At 43.9% G+C, this 18,392-nt stretch carries 15 protein-coding genes; 13 read left to right on the top strand and 2 right to left on the bottom strand.

What is annotated here, in order from left to right; genetic code table 11:
• Positions 1-36: 36 nt before the first annotated feature.
• The 6 genes from RsY01_RS08250 to RsY01_RS08275 all read left to right on the top strand — a co-directional run bounded on the left by RsY01_RS08250 (position 37) and on the right by RsY01_RS08275 (position 10,316).
• Positions 37-4,986 carry a beta strand repeat-containing protein gene (locus tag RsY01_RS08250; RefSeq protein WP_094785080.1) on the top strand — a complete coding sequence of 1,650 codons (4,950 nt, stop codon included), beginning with the start codon at positions 37-39 and terminating at the stop codon, positions 4,984-4,986.
• A 125-nt stretch (positions 4,987-5,111) separates the two neighbouring features.
• Positions 5,112-6,263 (top strand): WxLIP family cell surface protein, encoded by a 1,152-nt coding sequence (locus tag RsY01_RS08255; protein ID WP_094785081.1) that lies wholly within the window; start codon positions 5,112-5,114, stop codon positions 6,261-6,263.
• 305 nt (positions 6,264-6,568) lie between these two features.
• Complete coding sequence (locus RsY01_RS08260) at positions 6,569-7,384, top strand: coiled-coil domain-containing protein (RefSeq protein WP_094785082.1); 816 nt, start codon at positions 6,569-6,571, stop codon at positions 7,382-7,384.
• Positions 7,385-7,452: 68 nt separating this feature from the next.
• Complete coding sequence (locus RsY01_RS08265; protein WP_094785083.1) at positions 7,453-8,691, top strand: ParM/StbA family protein; 1,239 nt, start codon at positions 7,453-7,455, stop codon at positions 8,689-8,691.
• A 5-nt stretch (positions 8,692-8,696) separates the two neighbouring features.
• The gene (locus RsY01_RS08270; RefSeq protein ID WP_133063203.1) at positions 8,697-9,320 is read left to right on the top strand and encodes a hypothetical protein; all 624 of its coding nucleotides are present in this window, start codon (positions 8,697-8,699) and stop codon (positions 9,318-9,320) included.
• Between the two features lie 15 nt (positions 9,321-9,335).
• The gene (locus tag RsY01_RS08275) at positions 9,336-10,316 is read left to right on the top strand and encodes a hypothetical protein (protein WP_094785085.1); all 981 of its coding nucleotides are present in this window, start codon (positions 9,336-9,338) and stop codon (positions 10,314-10,316) included.
• Between the two features lie 81 nt (positions 10,317-10,397).
• Here the strand turns inward: RsY01_RS08275 and RsY01_RS08280 are convergent, their stop codons facing one another.
• Entirely contained in the window at positions 10,398-10,946 is a 549-nt protein-coding gene (locus RsY01_RS08280; protein ID WP_094785086.1) for a hypothetical protein, read from the bottom strand.
• Positions 10,947-10,951: 5 nt separating this feature from the next.
• A complete protein-coding gene (locus RsY01_RS08285; protein ID WP_094785087.1) occupies positions 10,952-11,425 on the bottom strand; it encodes an S-ribosylhomocysteine lyase in 474 nt (157 codons plus the stop codon).
• A 241-nt stretch (positions 11,426-11,666) separates the two neighbouring features.
• Between RsY01_RS08285 and RsY01_RS08290 the strand changes: the two genes are divergently transcribed.
• From RsY01_RS08290 to RsY01_RS08325, 7 genes are all read left to right on the top strand, one after another.
• The gene (locus tag RsY01_RS08290) at positions 11,667-12,521 is read left to right on the top strand and encodes an aldo/keto reductase (RefSeq protein WP_094785088.1); all 855 of its coding nucleotides are present in this window, start codon (positions 11,667-11,669) and stop codon (positions 12,519-12,521) included.
• Positions 12,522-12,707: 186 nt separating this feature from the next.
• A complete protein-coding gene (locus RsY01_RS08295; protein ID WP_133063204.1) occupies positions 12,708-12,890 on the top strand; it encodes a hypothetical protein in 183 nt (60 codons plus the stop codon).
• A gap of 98 nt (positions 12,891-12,988) precedes the next feature.
• Positions 12,989-13,384, top strand: a complete 396-nt coding sequence (locus RsY01_RS11120; RefSeq protein WP_369688802.1) for a hypothetical protein — start codon at positions 12,989-12,991, stop codon at positions 13,382-13,384.
• Positions 13,385-13,401: 17 nt separating this feature from the next.
• Entirely contained in the window at positions 13,402-13,743 is a 342-nt protein-coding gene (locus RsY01_RS08310) for a hypothetical protein (RefSeq protein WP_094785091.1), read from the top strand.
• A gap of 309 nt (positions 13,744-14,052) precedes the next feature.
• Positions 14,053-16,713, top strand: coding sequence for a cation-translocating P-type ATPase (locus RsY01_RS08315; RefSeq protein WP_432205771.1), 2,661 nt, complete (start codon positions 14,053-14,055; stop codon positions 16,711-16,713).
• Between the two features lie 162 nt (positions 16,714-16,875).
• A complete protein-coding gene (locus tag RsY01_RS08320) occupies positions 16,876-17,367 on the top strand; it encodes an RNA polymerase sigma factor (RefSeq protein ID WP_094785092.1) in 492 nt (163 codons plus the stop codon).
• The gene (locus RsY01_RS08325) at positions 17,351-18,355 is read left to right on the top strand and encodes an anti sigma factor C-terminal domain-containing protein (RefSeq protein WP_094785093.1); all 1,005 of its coding nucleotides are present in this window, start codon (positions 17,351-17,353) and stop codon (positions 18,353-18,355) included. The genes RsY01_RS08320 and RsY01_RS08325 overlap by 17 nt, the downstream gene beginning before the upstream one ends.
• The last annotated feature ends 37 nt before the right edge of the window (positions 18,356-18,392 follow it).

The following is an 18,392-nucleotide window of genomic DNA, read 5'->3' on the forward strand; positions in this document are numbered from 1 at the left end:
ATTTATTTAGTGGTGAGAAACAAGTAAGGGGATACTATGCAAAGAAAAAACAAATTTAAACTTGTGACTTTTGCAATGTTGCTGGCATTGTTACCGTCTATGAACTTTGGGGCAGTTTCTCAAGCTTTTAGTAGCGGAAATGTTAAGCAAGCATCTCTTGGTAAACTATTTTCGCCTCAAGAAGTGGGAGCTACAACGACCAGTAAAGGGACATTGATTAAGAGCATTGTGCCGACGGGTAGTCTCTTTAATGGTAAAACAGCTTCACAGCCTAGCCGTACACCACTGCCCCAAAGAGCAGTGGTTGATGCGACAGCACCTTCAGCTTTTGGCTGGCAGCAGAGCATCAGCAGCTTAGCCTTACCAAGCAATCAGGTAACGGCAATACAAGATGGGACAGTTTTGGGGAGCTATCCTGCTACTGATGCTGGCGTGCAACAGGCCTTATATGCGATGTATAGCGCAACAGGTGCTGCAACATCGGATTTTGTCCTTTACTTTGGCGGCAACACAACTTTAAGTAATGCGACAGCCAAAACGCCTGTTACAGCACCAACTGCTAGCAACATGACTTTTAGCACGCTCGCAGGTCATGCCAAAAGTCTGACCTGGGTCTCTAATCCCGCAGATAATTTGGCAAGTTCTAACACAGGGCAAGCGTCAGGTACCAACTACACGGTTACTCTACCCACCAGCACCAATACTAATACCTACTTCGGCGTGCCAACTGTTTTTCGGAACGTGACGGTTGCAGCTGGTTCGAGTAGTATTTATGCGCAAGGAAATGCTTTTGCGACGACCAATGGGTCGTGGATTACGGGTGCGGTCAATATTTATGGTGGGACGAACACGACTGATATTACTGGCGATACCAATCTCTATATTGGGGCAACTGGTAATACAGCGGGTTGGAGTATCTATGGCGGTAATGCCTCAGGCGGTACAATCTCAGGAACTACCCATGTCACTTTGACACAAGTCTCATCTAGGGTTGATGTGATTACAGGTGGTAACGCTGCAGGTGGCACGATTTCTGGGGATACCAATCTTGATATTAATGGTGCGATTGCAGCCCAAGTGACCAGCATTTATGGTGGTGGCATCGGGACATCAGCATCTCCTGTTACAGTCAATGGGACGGTGACAACTTATGTGAGTTCAACAAATGGCAGCGCACGTTATCAGCTTTATCAAGGTGGCACGTGCTATGGTCAGATTGCGGGTTCAATTTATAATACCTTAACAGGTCTTGGGGGTTGGACGAGTAGTTCAAGCAACATTAATGGTGCTCAAGGGACATTTTCAAATTACAATGGTGGCTCATTCCAAGGGAATATCGGGAAAAAGAATGCGGGAAATGTTATCTCTAACAGTTATGATACCTCAGCTTTTACAACCGGTCAGGCACTCTTTACAGGGGGGAATGGCGGCACGATACAGACCTATGGCGCTGCATCAACTCCCAATACTGCAGCGCAAGGAGTGACTTATGCGAATATTACCAATTATATCAAATCAGCCTTTACGACTGGGACAGCAGGTGCTGTTTATGGTGTGGTTGGTGGCAACGGTCATGACTCCTTAAAAATTTCGCCAGCTCAGTGGGGCTTAGGCAGCGAGACTGGTTTGGATGCGGGTGTTGGGATGACACAGGCTAAGGCTTACGCCCAGATGCCAGCTAGTACAGTTATCGCCAATGCCCAAGCGATTACTAGCAATGCGATTTATGGTGACATCTATACCTGGATGCAATCTGGCGCCATGTCGACAACTGCCGGTGGTGGTTATGTTGACTGGACGGGCTTTGCTTATGGTGCGAGTTCAAACGGTTATCTCCAAGGTCAATCTGTTCTTGAAGCGGGCACCTCTAATTCAGATAATTCTGTTGGTGGTGCGGGCGTTGTTTACTGTACAGCGGGAGGACCAGTGGCAACGCTGGCTGCAAAGGGGAAAGTCGCTTATGGTAAAACAGATACTGCTGCAGCTAATAACACTGCTTGGGATCTCTGGGGCGGTGGTGGGACGGTCTATACTTATCGGCAAGCCTTCTTACAAAACGGTGATTGTTATTTAATTCACAATAACGACATTGCGCGTTGGACTTACGGTGGTCAATCAAATGGTAGCCAAGTCGGGGATTCTTATAGCATTCTTAATGGGGGGATTGTTGATACCCTAGAGGGTGGTGGTTATACTGGCACAACCAGATGGGGCTCGACAACCTCTCAAGTCAATATGGGTCAAGTCAACTGGTTCTTATCAGGCGGTTCATGGGGGGACTTGTATAATACGGGTAATGCCACTGTCAATGTTTACAATGGTTTCGTCAATGCCATTGCCGGTGGTAACTATGGTCAAGCTGGTAATGAAACGATTGCTGGCGATTCGACCGTCAATGTTTACGGGGGAGATTTCTCAGGAACGCCAAGGACGGGTACGAAACAGTTATGTGGCGGTCCCTTCTATAATGGGAGTTCTTCTATCCTAGGGAATACGACCCTTAATCTTGATTTAACGGGTCCGACAGGCTCGACTTTCCAACTGCCTTCGGGCACCTATCTATCAGGCGGCGCAGGTTATAATAATACCGCTACGCATGTCGGTTCAGGTAACTCGAACAACATTAACGTTACTATCGCTGCCAATGCGAACTCTGGTAACGTCTTGAATGGGGCTATCATCTATGGAGATGGTCAGTCCAATGGTGCTAATAATACCTATACCAATGTTGGGACGATTAATATGACAATCAATGCGGATGGTAATACAGTAGGGTCTATCTATGCGACCAACTATACTGCCATGCCAGCGGCAGGTCAACTCTATAATGCCAATATTGAGGTTGGAGATGGGACGACGATTTCAGGTACGGTGACCGCGGGAGGTAGCAGTGATAATCTGACAGATGCGATTGCTGCAGCCAATACCAAACAGTCCATCGTGACTTTAGGGGATGACACCTCTCACAATCCGATTACGATTAAAGGCTCTTTGATTAATTTCAATAGTGCAGAAATCACTTCAGGGACAACAGTCAATGTCGCAGGTGCCTTTAAAAATGGGGGAGGTGCAACGGGAGGCAACCACGCAGCAACCTATTCGAAACATGGCACGATTCAGCTAGATGAAAATGCGACACTCGCTGTGACGACCACATCATCACTGATTTCTGGTAGCCAACTCATCGTCTATCCAAATGCGTCACTTTCGACGCCTTATGTCCAAACATCTGGCTTAATCAATCTGTCAGATTTAGATATGACCACCCATAATGGCAATCTTTTCTGGGAACCAACAGGCACACCACCAACAAATATCACCACTACCTATGGTGGTGCTTACTGGGGCAGTCAAAAAGGTTTCCCAGTGCTGACCTTTAACGGTGGAGATAGTAACACGAAATCTGGGGCAGCTAATATCACACCGGGTAATTTCTCAGGTGTTGATACCACGCGTAACTATGCTTTTCTAGGTGACTATACGATGAATTCACTGACATCACCTAGTAATCCAACATGGATTGGTTACGTTGTTCCCGGTCAAATCCGCGTTTACAACACGACAAGCCCGACGAATTCTGGCTTCTGGCAACACCATCTGAAGTCCAATATCACAACAGGAACGCCTGTGGCAGGTCAAGCCATGCAAGCCTGGGCTTCCGTTGGCGCAGATACAGATGCAAGTACGATGCAGGTCATGTATGTGATGGGGTATGCTGATAGTACAGTAAATCCTTTTAGCTTTACAAGTCAAGTACCTGCCTATATCAAATCACGTTCAGCTTCAGGCTTTGACGGTCGTGTCCTGAACGATTATCCAGCTGTCAATCCGAACTTTGATATCAATGATGCGACTAAAACAGGTGCGACACGTACCTTTGCAACAGCAGATTACTTCGTTGGCAATCAACAAAACGGTTCAAATGACCAAGCAACCTTTGGTAGCTACATTATCCAAAATGTCGTCACTGATAATGTTACTTCACTAAGTGCTGGTAATTATATCTTACCAACTACTGATGCGGCATCGCTTGATTTGACGCAGTTGCAACAAATTGCTGATTTGAAAGGTACAGGTGTCATGTCTGATATCAGTGTGACAAATGGTATCGTTTCAGCTATCAATAACGCAGGAACAACGGTTCAAAATCCAATCTCAGTAGCAAGCAATGGGGCAGACAAATCTTATGCTCAGCTTCCAATGACTTGGACTTTGGGAACAAGCACGGCTAAAACCAATCTTGTCGTTGTACCACAAGCTGCGGTTATCTCAGCCGATCATCAGACAGCTGTTAATGCTTATGATGCAGGTATGACAGGTGATGATGCCCATGCCTTGGTAGACCAAGCAGATTTTGATGCTAACTGGACCTATGCGTTAGGCTTTAAGGCAGACGGCACAGTAGCTGCACCAAATATTTCTGCGCCAGTCAATTTGATTAGTACGTTACAAACGATTGTAGCTGGGGATCCGCTGATTGATGTCAATGATAATATTGATCCAGTCACTTATACTTATAACGGTGTATCGAAAGATATTACGCTCAATATCAGTTTTGGTTTCATTGATATGGCGACACCGACAGCTTATGATTTTGGTACTTTAGATGTTAGCCCGAAACCTTTGCTTGCTTGGGCACAAACCCCTTCAAGTGATGTGACGGTTACCGATACACGGACAGGAAGTGGTCTTAAACCTTGGCAAGTTACGGTCAAACAGTCAATAGACTTGCAAGGCATCTCAAATGGCAACAATTTGAGTCCGTATCTTCTCTTCAAGGAAGGTGGAAGCAGTCAACAAATCACAAGTGCAGCATTGCAAATTTTTGCTAATACAGCACCAACAACAGGTAGCTTCAATTTAAATCAAAATTGGAATGCTAGCACTGGACAAGGGATTCAATTGAATATTCCTGTTCAGAGTCAAATTAAAGGCGTTTACCAAGGTGAATTAACTTGGACGCTCAATAATGTTCCAACACCTTAGTATCTATTAATTACTTGATGGATACTGTGTCCTAAACGGTTTCTCGTTTGGGGCACCGGACTTATTAGTTATCTATATTGGATAACATTTAAACAAAAAATAGCAGGTATTTAGGAAAAGAGATAATGAAAAAATTAAAAAAAGTTTTAGTATTAATTGGATTAATCGTGACCTTTGGTGGTATGAGTCAAGCAGTTTCTGCTAACGAGTTCAATTTTTCAGTAACACCAGTGCGTCCAGAAAATCAAATCGGGGACAGTGGTTATTTCAACTTACAAATGGCACCGGGTCAGTCGCAAGTTTTGACGGTAACCCTGACCAATTCGACAGAAAAAACAGTCGTAGTTGAGGAATCAATTGCTAGCGCAACGACGAATATTAACGGTGTGATTGAGTATTCGCCCAACAAAATTAAGGCAGATAAGAGTTTAAAATATAACATCTCGGATTATGCCAAAATGCCAGCGGAAATTACACTGACCCCTAAATCAACACAGCAGGTTAAAGTCGAAGTAACGATGCCTAACGAACCTTTTTCTGGTGTGATAGCGGGTGGTATTACCTTTAAGGAAAAAGGTTCAGATGAAGCCAGCTCAAAATCTAAAGGGATTAGTATTCAAAATAAATATGCCTACGTTGTCGCTTTGCTGATGCAGCAAGATCCAACACCTGTTGCGCCAGATTTAAAATTGATGAGCGTTGTGCCGGGACAGGTCAACTATCGCAATGTCGTCAATGCTAATCTTCAAAATCCAAACGCTGGCTACCTCAATCAGATGTACGTGCAAGCTACGGTAAAAGGTTTGAGTAATACGAAATTGTCTTATACCGTTGACAAAGAAATGATGCAAATGGCGCCGAACACGAATTTTGACTATCCGATTAGTATCGGGGAAGGCAAGCGGATAGAGGCTGGTAAGTATCAATTAGAAATGACGGTTTATGGTCAAAAAAGTGATAACGGGAAGTACACTTATAAAGATGCGCAAGGAAAAGAGCAGAAATTTGATTATCAGTGGCAATTCACGAAAGAGTTCACGATTTCTGGTCAAACAGCTAAGAAATTAAATGCCAAGGATGTGACGATAAAACCAGAACCGTGGTATAAAAACTGGCTAATCTGGGCAGGTATAATTTTGGTGTTATTAGCCTTGTTCTTCCTCTTCTTCCTTTTATGGAAACGCCGTAAAGATGACGAAGAAGATGAGATTGAAGGAACTGAGACGGAAACCCTTCAATCACAAATTGAAGCGATTAAAGAGCAGTTGAAAGATTAAGCGGAAAAACTTCTTAATTAATTCCCTGAAAATGGAAAAAATAAAGATAGTGCGTCTGGGTGCTTGCAACTAAAGGTTTCTTGAAGGTGTCACACAAAATGACAAAGAAAATAGATATTTATTTCTGTTATAATATTTATAATATTAGGCATATCCTCATTAAAAGAATAGATTGGCTAACGAAGAGGGGGAAGCAGAGTACTTTTCACTCATAAAAAGTGTCTGTTTTGCATAAACTGACATACGGTAAATCAGTGTAATAGTTTGGCTTTATAATGCAATTTATCAGACAGAGATAAGGAGATATGGTGGAGAAAAAAGGATTTTTTCAAAGAAAAGCAACATTTAAGACTTCTGAGAGTGGGACACCGCTGATGACCCAACAAATTGAGGAAATTGGTCGACAGGTGCTTACTTTAAGGCAAAAATTAAAGGTAGCTGAACAAGAAAAAGAAAATATCAAATTAGAGTTTGATGCGCTAAAACAAGGGAAGTTAAAAGAAAGCCAAGCCGAACTGGCACAAAAAACGGCGCAGTTTGACACAATGTTAGTCGCACAACGGGATAAATCTAAGCAACAGCTATCAGCTTTAGAAAAAGAACTTGCCACTAAGACTGAGCAATTAAGCACAGTTGAAGCAGCGCTAGAAGTGGAAAAAGAGAAGGTCACAAGCCTGTCACAGACATTAGAGACAAGTTCAAGCACTAAAGATGCCGAAATCAAGCAATTGACCAAAGAAAAGCTAGAAATCAAATCGCAAGTTTCAGAAGTCCTCTTAGAGTTACAGGAACATTTCGATTATAAAACAGCTTTATTGGAAACAGAGCGTGAGTTGCTAGCGCAAGAAAAAGTAAAAGCTGATGCGGATAGACTTCAAAAACTTGAGGCCTGTGAAGTTTTCACACGGCAGGCACAAGATGAAGCAGCCGAGATGATTGAGACTGCCAAAGCAACGGTGTCACAAATGATGCAGCAAGCACAGGCAGAAATCGCCGAAAAAGAAGCGCAGTCTAAGGAAGAACTCAATCGACTGAAAACACGCATAGACTACTATTCAAGTCAGATTAATGATGCGGCGCAAACGATTGAAGTCTTACTCAGCAGCGTCAGCCATTTGTAAAGTGATGACAGGCTAACGTAAACACAGGCTACTGAAATCAGCTAAAAGTTTAAAACAAGGAGAAAAAGATGAATATTTTTGCCATAGATTTGGGCAACAAACGCGTTAAGATGAAAAGTGATCGAGGTGAGTATGTCTACCCAGCCTCATATTTGGTGGCTGAAACTGTTACCCGAGGTGTTCTAGGTGGCTGGCAGCTGAAAGGAAACCAGGTCTACGCAGTTGATAAGGAAGACAACCGTTTTGTCTGGGGGACTGAGCTAGATGCCTATCATTTATCAGAAAAAATGATTGATACTTACGGTCGTTCTGGTCGGATTGAGCAGAAAAAAGCTCAGCGTATTTTGGAATTTGCCTTGGGGCGTTTGGCGCTTGATTATAAAGAATCACGGACGAAACCTTTGGTTGTCAACTTAGTCTTGGGTGTGCCGATCACTGACATGCACCAAGACAGTCATACCATTCAGACTTTGAAAGAGCTGATGATTGGCCGCCATTATATCCAAGTTGATGGGGAGGAGCTGATTGTTGAGATTCCTTCTGAAGACTACCTCCTTGTTGTGCCCCAGTACATGGGGACAGCCTTTGAGTTGGCCTATGATGAAGCGATGCACCCCATTGATGCCTTCGCAAATGGGCGAATGGGCATCTTAGACATCGGTGGTGGTACGATTTTAGTCAATACGTCAAATCATCTGAACCCAGCACCGATGGGGGCTGAGCGTTTTGAAGGCGTTCAGACTTTGATTAAACGCATCGCTGAAAAAATCAACTCAACCAAACTCTTCACGATTGAAAGATTGCTCCGAGAAGGCAGTACCAGTGGCAGCTATCTCTATCAACCAAGCCGCAATACAGCGGATTCAAGAGACATTTCGAGTCTGGTCAAAAAAGCCATTGAAGACTATACACGCTTTACGGTCGCGCCCCTGATCACAGAAAATTTTCCTGATATTGAAGATGCGGACTTCATCGTTATGACGGGTGGTGGCGCCAATATTATTGACAAAACAGCCTTGCTTGACGAAATCGGTCAAGCCTACTTTGATCGTCTCGTCTTCATTTCTTCATCTGAGTTGGCCAATGTGCGTGGCTTCTATAAATATGCTGTTTTGAGTTGGAGTGGGTCTAGAGAAATGCCAGCATCAGAAAAGTGTGACACCCCCCTGACTGCGCCGATTATTCCCATGATGACAGAAGAGACGCCAACGCCAGTAGCAAAAGAGACACCAGATTATTCTGACCAGTTGCAACAAGTTCAGAACAATTTGAAGCGACTAAGAGATGAAATTGATCAAGAGACTTAATGGCTATGGATAATTTAAATGCGACCTCATCAAGTCATCGTGATCGGGACCTTGTCAAAAGCGAACGTGATAAAATGTTGTCAGCGATTGCAAGCCTCACCCATTTACTGGGGAGCCATCCGGAACATCAAAAAAATGATGACTACAGGGTGCTTGAACGTGACTTGAGCCAAATCAGAGACCAGTATGTCCAGTCAGCAGATGATTGGATTCAGGCTACTGATCATTTAGAGCAAGTAGAACAAGATAATAGGCAACTCAAGGAAGCCAATAAGGTGCTGGCCAATGACGTATCGGCTGGAACACAAGTTTTTGAACAAAATCAGCAAGAGATTGCGACAAGTCTGCAACAGTTGGCGGTAGAAAAAGAAGGCTTATATCAGACTTTGAACACCATCAAAGCAGCTATCGCCACACAACAAGCTAAGAATGACGCACTTGAACAAGAGCTGAATGCTTTAAAACAAGCCCAACCGTGTCCGCAAGTTCAAGATGAGGCAGAGCAGTTACAGGCTTCGCTCCTGAGCGCCCAAGCAGAGATTGCGGATTTATTCATTCATTTGAAAACATCGGCACCGAAAAAATCGTTGGACACAGTCGCAACAGTCGTCGTAACGAAAAACAGCTAGAATAGGAGGAGTAGCGTGACACATATCAAAAAGCTGGCCAACATGCTCAACTCCAGAGCTTTCCTCTACTGGCTACTCATTATTGGCTTAGGGATTAAGGCGCTGACGATTTACGTTGCGGCGCAACAGATGTTTTACCTTGAGCATATCTTACAGGGCTTTCTGTTGACCGTTCTCATGCCTGTGTTATTAATCGCTGTGCTGATGGGCTTTGCCTCCTTCATTCGGGATAAGCAGTTCTACCAGAGCACTTTAATTGGTATTGCTTGTTTTGGGAGTAGTTTGTTGTTTCTTGGCTTACTTTACTATCGCGTTGAGAAACATTTTGTCTTTTTGCCAGACAAAATCCCCACAGTTAGTAATCTCAGTACGCCAAATGGCAATTTATTTTACCAGATTCGAATTGGGGATTTGATTTTTGTCTCTGATTTTATCATCATCTTGCTCATTCTGCTTAGTGCCGTCATTTTGAATCAACAGACAGGTGCAGTGACTGAAAGCTCAGAAACATTGGTAGAGGGTCAAAAGATATTATCTGCCATAGGTCTTTCTTTAGAGCAGCTAAAGGAAAAATCAGCTGTCCAAACAAGGCGTCTTGCACAAGTCAAAATTAAAAATGAGCAGTTGAAAGCACAACAAGCGACTTTATCACAGCAAAAATCTGACCTTCAAGACAAGTGTCGCAATAGTCAGCCTGAAAGTCAAAAAGAGATTGCCTGTTGTCAAACTGAAAATGCCAATCTTCTGGTCTCATTGAAGAAGTTTGAAGCGCTAAAAAGTCAACTTGAAGTAGCCTATCAGCAAAAAGTGCTCGCCTTACAAGAGCTGAGTGCGCAGCAAGCTGGTCAGGCAGAAGAAATAGCTAACGCAGCTCCACCACAGCAATCGGGAGCAGAAACGCCCACCGAACAAGAAGATAAGGTGCAAAAAGCCAAGCAGATAGCGCAACAAATTTATGAAGAGATGCGGGCGCGTTCGCAGGTGTGCCAGTCTTAGCTAGAAAATTTGATGTTGATGATCCAGATTGAGACAAGTAAAAAACGCCTCAGACACACGCTTGTGGACTGAGGCGTTTTTTTAGTGATTAAAAATATCAAATTTGTAAACTCTATTGATTGTTTTGGCGATAAACATGGCGATATTGAAGTCAATCAGTGAGTGGATAAAGCCACCGATTCCCAAAATCAACAGCAGGGAGACGAGATTTCGACCATCTAGATGGCTAAAACCAGTTGTCAACAGAATATAGACAATGGCGACCTCAGCCAAGGTATGGATTAAAGCAATGACAACATTGAAAATCTGGAATTTGATACCTTCCGTGTAGTCGCGGTGTTTCCAGAGGAAAAGTGAGCCAATAAGGGCGAAAATAACATGGGTCGCAGCACGGAAGGTAATCTCAATCGGTAAACCTGAAATCAAGAAACCAAGCGTCGAGCCAAGTGCGACGATGACCGCAACAACTGGTGAAATCAGCATCCCAATCATAATCGGTACGTGACTAGCAAGCGTGAAGCTGGCAGGCGGAATCACGATTTTGGGCATGACTTGCGGAATGAGAATGGCGAGCGCTGTCAAAAGCGCAGCAGTTGTCAGCATTGATAAGCGTTTGCGTGTCTGATTCATATCGGTTAAATTACCTTTCTGATAAATGGATCGCTCGAAATACCGCGTTCAAGAATGAGTGCAGACCACTCTTTAGCCGTCCAAAGAGAATGGTCACGATAATTCCCGCAAGACTCAATCGTTGTCCCAGGCACATCTGCCCATTCAACGACAGTCACAATGGCTTCTAATGAAGATTTGATGACTTTAGCGATGGCTTCTGATGAATGCTCGCCCCACATAATCATGTGAAAGCCGGTGCGACAACCAAATGGCGAAAAGTCAATCATCCCATCAATGCGATCACGAATGAGACTCGCCATCAGATGCTCGATGGTATGAAGACCAGCAGTTGGGATTTCTTGTTCATTGGGTTGCACCAAACGAACGTCAAAGTTCGTGATGATATCACCTTTAGGACCAGTTTCAGTCCCGATTAAGCGGACATAGGGGGCAAGGACCTTGGTATGGTCGAGTTGGAAAGATTCTACTTCTGCCATAAATTGATTCTCCTTCTTACGCTGGCGCTCTAGCTAAGTGTGGTTGTTTGGATATAGGCTTAATTATACTGTAATGTGAATGTTTTGACAAGAAGAACGGCGTAGAAAATACCATTTCAAATCATTGCAGAAAAATGCTATCTATATTATAATGAAAGCGTGAATTGTTCAGCCTTCATCTGAGTTAATCATCGTATTGCACACGAACTTGAGCTTAGGCTCATATCATAGGAGGAAACACATGACCTTAACAGATACTTACACTCTCAACAATGGTGAAAAAATTCCGGTTGTCGGCTTCGGCACGTGGCAAACACCTGATGGCGATGTCGCTGAGAAATCAGTCATCGAAGCGCTTAAAGCGGGCTACCGTCATCTTGACACGGCGGCTGTCTATAAAAATGAAGCCTCTGTCGGCCGTGGTCTTGCCAATTCTGGTGTGCCACGTGAAGACATCTACGTGACGACAAAAGTTTGGAATACGAACACGACCTACGATGAAACAATCGCTGCGATTGACGAAAGTCTGACGAAACTCGGGTTAGACTACGTTGATTTGTTCCTTATCCATTGGCCAAATCCTGCGCCGATTCGCGAAACAATCGGCTATGAAAAACGCAACGCTGACGTCTGGCGTGCGTTGGAAGCAGGCGTTGCAGCTGGCAAAATCAAGTCTATCGGCATCTCAAACTTCCGCCCACACCACATCGATGCCCTGCTGAAAACGGCGAAAATTCTACCCGTCGTCAACCAACTTTATGTCAACCCGAGCGACCAACAAGAAGAAGTCGTCGCTTATAACAAGGCACACAATATCCTGACACAGGCTTACTCGCCACTCGGGACAGGCGAAGTCCTGAGCGTCCCAGCCTTGGTCGAAATCGCTAACAAACACGGTAAATCACCAGCGCAAATCGCGCTGAAATGGTCGCTACAAAAAGGTTATCTCCCACTACCAAAATCAGTGACTCCAAGTCGGATCGTTGAAAACGGACAACTCTTTGATTTTGAGCTATCCGCTGAAGATATTGCAACGATTGACACCCTCCACGGTGCCACACGTCTGACGAGTGATCCCGATCAAACGAATTTCTAAAATGAGATTGAAAAAAATGCCATTGAAAAAGATGGTGTTTTTTTGTAGTCGCTAGAAAATGAAATAATCAATTTTTTAATGTTATACAATTGAAATATAAAATTCAATGACAGCGCTTTCTTTTCGTGGTATAATTGGGTCAACATAGATTGAGGGGAAATTAAAAAGATTGAAAGGATGGTTTTTATGATGAAAACCAAAGATTTTTCTTTACGTTCCTCTTATTTTATTGGAGAAAATAAGCACAAATGGCGACTTTTTCTAGTGATAGCCAGTTTGCTGATAGGGATTGTACTGCTACCTACGACAACTGTCAAGGCAGATGTTGTCGTTCAAGGCACAAGCCTAACAGATGCTGAGCTGACTTAGTCAATAGACTTCCAGAGGGCTATGAAATAGTTTCAAACGAAAGGTATGAAGCACTTAGCAGGCAACGAGCAGTTACAGGCTTTTTTCACAAATCTCATATTCAAAATTATGGTTGGTCAGATACACTTAATTCTAAACAGTATTATGTAGGGACTGTAGGGAAGAGTTTAAGACTTGAAGCACTCCAATTAACATTTGCTAATATGAAAACGAGTATTTCATATCGTTCGCACGTTCAAAGCATTGGCTGGCAGTCTTGGGGTTCAAACGGGGCTACTACGGGTACCACTGGTCAAGGATTGAGAATGGAGGCTTTTCAAATAACGACTTCAGGAAGATTTGGTGTCTATTATCAAGGACATATGCAAGGAATTGGTTGGGGAGGCTGGATTAGTAGTTCTGAGACTACATTATTTGGTAGTTATATTGGAACAATAGGTCAGTCGAGACGTTTAGAAGCTGTAAGATTTATAATATATGAACAAATGTTTTAAATGAAGGAGGTAAAAACATGAAAAGGAAAGTGACCATATCAGTAATTGCGATGGCTTTCTTGGTTGGCATCGGCTTAAAATTGTCAACTGTGGTGGCAGAAGATGCAGCCAGTGAGGGGAAAGTCGACCCTGTAGCTGATGTCGAAAAAGTAGAGGAAGGAGAAGACTTTAAATTATTCTGGGATACACCCGCAACACCTGGAGCAGAAGGTGTTGCAGAGGAAAATCCTCCTTTGACACAAGAAGAATACGACGACCTAATCAGAAGGCTGCCAAAAGGTGCTAGACTTGTTGGCGATATCAAGGTAATGCCCGGTGTTGTAAAAGATCCAACAAAAGAAACACCAATGCCAGATTAAGGATCTTGTTTAAAAAACGCAACTATGCCCTCTGTTTGAAGAGAGTTAAAACTTGAAAATCTATCAGAATTTGTTATAATGAAATAGAACTCAAGGGAGTAGCAAGCAGTTTTCTGCGCAACTATCGCCATTACGGCCGTGTTTCGGCTCGGTAGTTGCTTAATATGCGAGACTTGTAGCTGTAGCTGCAGGTCTCTTTTTTATCCGCTGTGATTGCTTTTGGCGTATCAGCTAGTCATCTTGAGAACGGAGCTATTGTCAAAAATCAGCCTAGTTTCAGGCGTTATTAAATTAAGTAAGGAGACGATATTGTCAGAGAAAAAACATTATACGCAATCCCCAGAAGAGGTCTTGTTAGATTTGGCAACGACCAAAAAAGGATTGACGTCAACTGAGGCACAGGCACGTCTTACCAAATATGGAAAAAACGAGCTAGATGCTGGCGAGAAAAAAACACTACTCGCTAAATTTTTAGAGCAATTCAAAGATTTGATGATTATCATCTTGATGATTGCGGCGGTTTTATCTGTGGTGACAAGTGGTGGCGAAGATATTAGTGATGCCATCATCATCATGGCGGTTGTCATCATCAATGCCGTTTTCGGTGTCTACCAAGAAGGTAAAGCCGAGGCTGCCATCGATGCCTTGAAATCCATGTCAACACCATCAGCACGTGTCCGTCGTGATGGTCACGTTGAGGAAATTTCATCAGACTTGCTTGTGCCGGGTGATGTCGTATCGCTTGAAGCAGGGGACGTTGTCCCAGCAGATATGCGTTTGCTCGAAGTCAATTCCCTCAAAATCGAAGAAGCTGCTTTGACTGGCGAATCTGTCCCAGTCGAAAAAGACTTAGCTGTTGCCGTTGCTGCGGATGCCGGCATCGGTGACCGTGTCAATATGGCCTATCAAAACTCAAACGTGACTTACGGTCGTGGTTTGGGGGTTGTCGTCGCAACAGGGATGCAAACCGAAGTAGGTAAAATCGCCTCAATGCTCCAAAATGCTGAGGAAACAGATACACCACTCAAACAAAACCTCAACAACTTGTCGAAAATCTTGACTTATGCGATTTTAGTCATTGCAGCAGTGACATTTGTTGTTGGTGTCTTTGTTCAAGGCCACCCACCACTTGAAGAGTTGATGACATCAGTCGCCCTTGCGGTTGCCGCCATTCCAGAAGGCTTACCAGCCATCGTGACGATTGTCCTTGCGCTTGGTACACAAGTCTTATCTAAGAAAAATGCCATTGTCCGTAAATTACCAGCGGTTGAAACACTGGGGTCAACTGAAATTATCGCCTCTGATAAAACTGGGACATTAACCATGAATCAGATGACGGTCGAAAAAGTTTACACCAACGGTCAATTACAAGATGCGACAGATGAGATTGCTTTCGATGATATGACCCTGCGTATCATGAATTTTGCCAATGATACCAAGATTTCACGTGATGGCAAATTAGTCGGTGACCCGACAGAAACAGCACTCGTTCAATACGGGATCGACCATAACTATGACCTGCGCGAGATGTTGAAGGCTGAGCCACGCGTGGCAGAATTACCGTTTGATTCTGACCGTAAACTCATGAGTACCGTTCACAAAATCACGGATGAAGAGTTTCTCGTTGCTGTCAAAGGCGCACCAGACCAACTCCTCAAACGCATTAGCAAGAAAGTCGTGGCTGGGCAAGTTGTGGCCATGACACAGGCTGACCGCGATGACATTCTAGCGCTCAATAAATCGCTCGCCAAACAAGCCCTTCGAGTCTTGATGATGGCTTACAAATATGCGCCTGCCGTGCCTGAGCTTGAAAGCGAAAGCCTTGAAAATGACTTGATTTTCGCTGGTTTGATTGGCATGATTGATCCAGAGCGTAAGGAAGCGGCTGAGGCCGTGCGCGTTGCCAAAGAGGCGGGCATTCGTCCGATTATGATTACCGGCGACCACCAAGACACGGCTGAAGCCATCGCCAAACGTCTGGGCATCATCGACGAAGGCGATACCGAAGACCACGTCTTTACAGGCGCTGAGCTGAATGAACTGAGCGACGAAGATTTCCAAAAAGTGGTGACACAGTACAGCGTTTATGCGCGCGTGTCGCCTGAACATAAGGTTCGTATCGTGAAAGCATGGCAGAACGAAGGTAAAGTCGTTGCCATGACCGGCGACGGTGTCAACGATGCGCCCGCGCTTAAAACGGCGGATATTGGAATTGGTATGGGGATTACCGGCACAGAGGTGTCTAAGGGGGCATCTGATATGGTGCTTGCCGATGACAACTTTGCGACGATTATCGTTGCCGTTGAGGAAGGTCGTAAAGTCTTCTCAAATATTCAAAAAACGATTCAGTACTTGCTTTCTGCCAATACTGCCGAAGTCTTGACGATTTTCCTAGCGACTTTATTTGGTTGGGATGTCTTGCAGCCCGTTCATTTGCTCTGGATTAACCTCGTAACGGATACTTTCCCAGCGATTGCGCTTGGTGTTGAGCCAACTGAACCGGGGATTATGACCCACAAACCACGTGGTCGTAAAGCCAGCTTCTTCTCAGGTGGTGTCTTGTTTGCGACGATTTATCAAGGTCTCTTGCAGGCAGCGCTTGTCCTCGGTGTTTACGGTGCAGCGATTACATGGCCGGTCCACACAGGTGCTGAAATGCACGCGGATGCCTTGACGATGGCCTTTGCGACACTTGGTTTAATTCAATTATTCCATGCCTTCAATGCTAAGTCTGTTTACCAATCTATCCTGACCGTCGGACCATTCCGCAGCAAGACCTTCAACTGGTCAATTTTAGTGTCATTCATCTTGCTCGGTGTAACCATTGTTGTGCCAGGCTTTAATGACATCTTCCACGTGACACATCTTGATGGCTATCAATGGGCGATTGTCCTCGGGGCATCCTTTGCCATGATTGTCATCGTTGAGATTGTCAAAGCTATCCAACGCGCTATGGGATTGGATAAATAATCAAATAGTTTAAAAAGCCTTTGTCTGATTGAAAGTGGACAGAGGTTTTTTGTCAATTTAGTCGCATTTCTAGTATGAGATAAAGTCAGTAAATAAAAAATTAACATTTTATGTAACCATTTTAGTTTTCATTCGTTATATAAGTAAGGAGAGGAGGTAAGCGTGATTATCAGCAAATATGAGCAGATTTTGATGACCTACGCATTAGAAATTCAGCGCTATTTGATCAAAACCGGTGCGAATCCAGCAGATGCACAGGACATTGTCCAAGATGTGTTAGTCAAGCTGATACAGGCTGATATTGTGCTAGCCTCTGATAAGTTACGACCCTGGCTTTATCGGGTAGCGCTGAGCCGATTTTATGACCTCTATCGACGTGAAAAGCGGTATCGGGCACTTTTATCTGAGCAGTTTTATCTGATTTATGGCAATGTCGTTGACTTGGATGACGACAGAAGTTGGCAGCTAGAAAAGGCTTTGCAGGCGCTAACTGATTACCAGTTAGGTCTTGTGACCTTGTATTATGAAGAAGATAAGTCTGTCAAAGCCATCTCAGAGATTTATCAAATTTCTGAGGCTAAGGTTAAGACGGATTTGTATCGCCTACGGCAGCAACTCAAACAAGAAATGGAGCAAAATGATGCAACTAGATGAAAACTTCGACAAGTTGATTAAAAAAGAAAAATGGAAAAAAATCGTTAAGACAATCGCCATTTCATTTGTGACAACGCTTGTTTTATTGTTCATCGGCTATACTGTGAGCAATAGAGGCATGGCCTTGCAATACGAAAAAGCAAAAGAAATGGCCAATATCATAGATATGATTGAGTCTCCTAACCTGATTTCGAGGTCCCAGTATTTGAGCAAAACTGGCTGGGTCACGTCTCAGCTGAAAAGTGAGCGTTTTAAAAACATTGATGGGTACCTAGTCGCAGCGGTACCACTCGAAATCAATTTCAGTCTGTTTGATGTGGGCTATGCCAGGGATCAAAACTCACCGCTCACCATTCCGATTACAAAAACCAAAGACATAGGTGCCTTTAGCCGAGAAAATGGCGAAAAATTGCCGATGTTTTTCAATCCCAAACACAAGCAAAAATCAACTGAACAGGAGGCAAAGCCGACACACGAGGCAAGAACTTTATCTGGACTGAAAAATCATGTCGCAGAAGTTGCTATTTCATTTAAGGAGCCGATGACTTATGCTGAAATTCAGGCTAAACTTCCTGATCATTTACTGATTAACTGGTATTGGTTGGGCATGGCAAGTGACCAACTATCGGTCACGGATACCATTGGCAAAGTCATTGGGCTTAATGCAGATGAAGCTGGTAAATTGGAAGATGAGTCATTGGAGACACCCTCTTCAAGTAGCTGGTCATCTGCCAACTATCCATCTTTTGTGGCAGCCGTAAAAACAGCAGCTGAAAAACGCGGCTATAATGTTGCGGGTATTGACCTCTATCAAGATGCCCTAAAACAGGTCGAAAAATATCCAACTTTAAAAACCGCCAAGTTTGCAGGGCTTATCGTCAGTGGTCGAACGGAAAATCTGGCGAAACTGGATGATTTACCTTTCGTTTATGCAACCAATGTCGGTCTTCAAACTGAAATTCTACCTTATATCCAACCGACGAAATGATTTGAGAACCTTGCTAAATTGGCAAGGTTTTTTGATG

The sequence above is a fragment of the Pseudolactococcus reticulitermitis genome (genome assembly GCF_002260845.1).
Lineage (GTDB): Bacteria > Bacillota > Bacilli > Lactobacillales > Streptococcaceae > Pseudolactococcus > Pseudolactococcus reticulitermitis.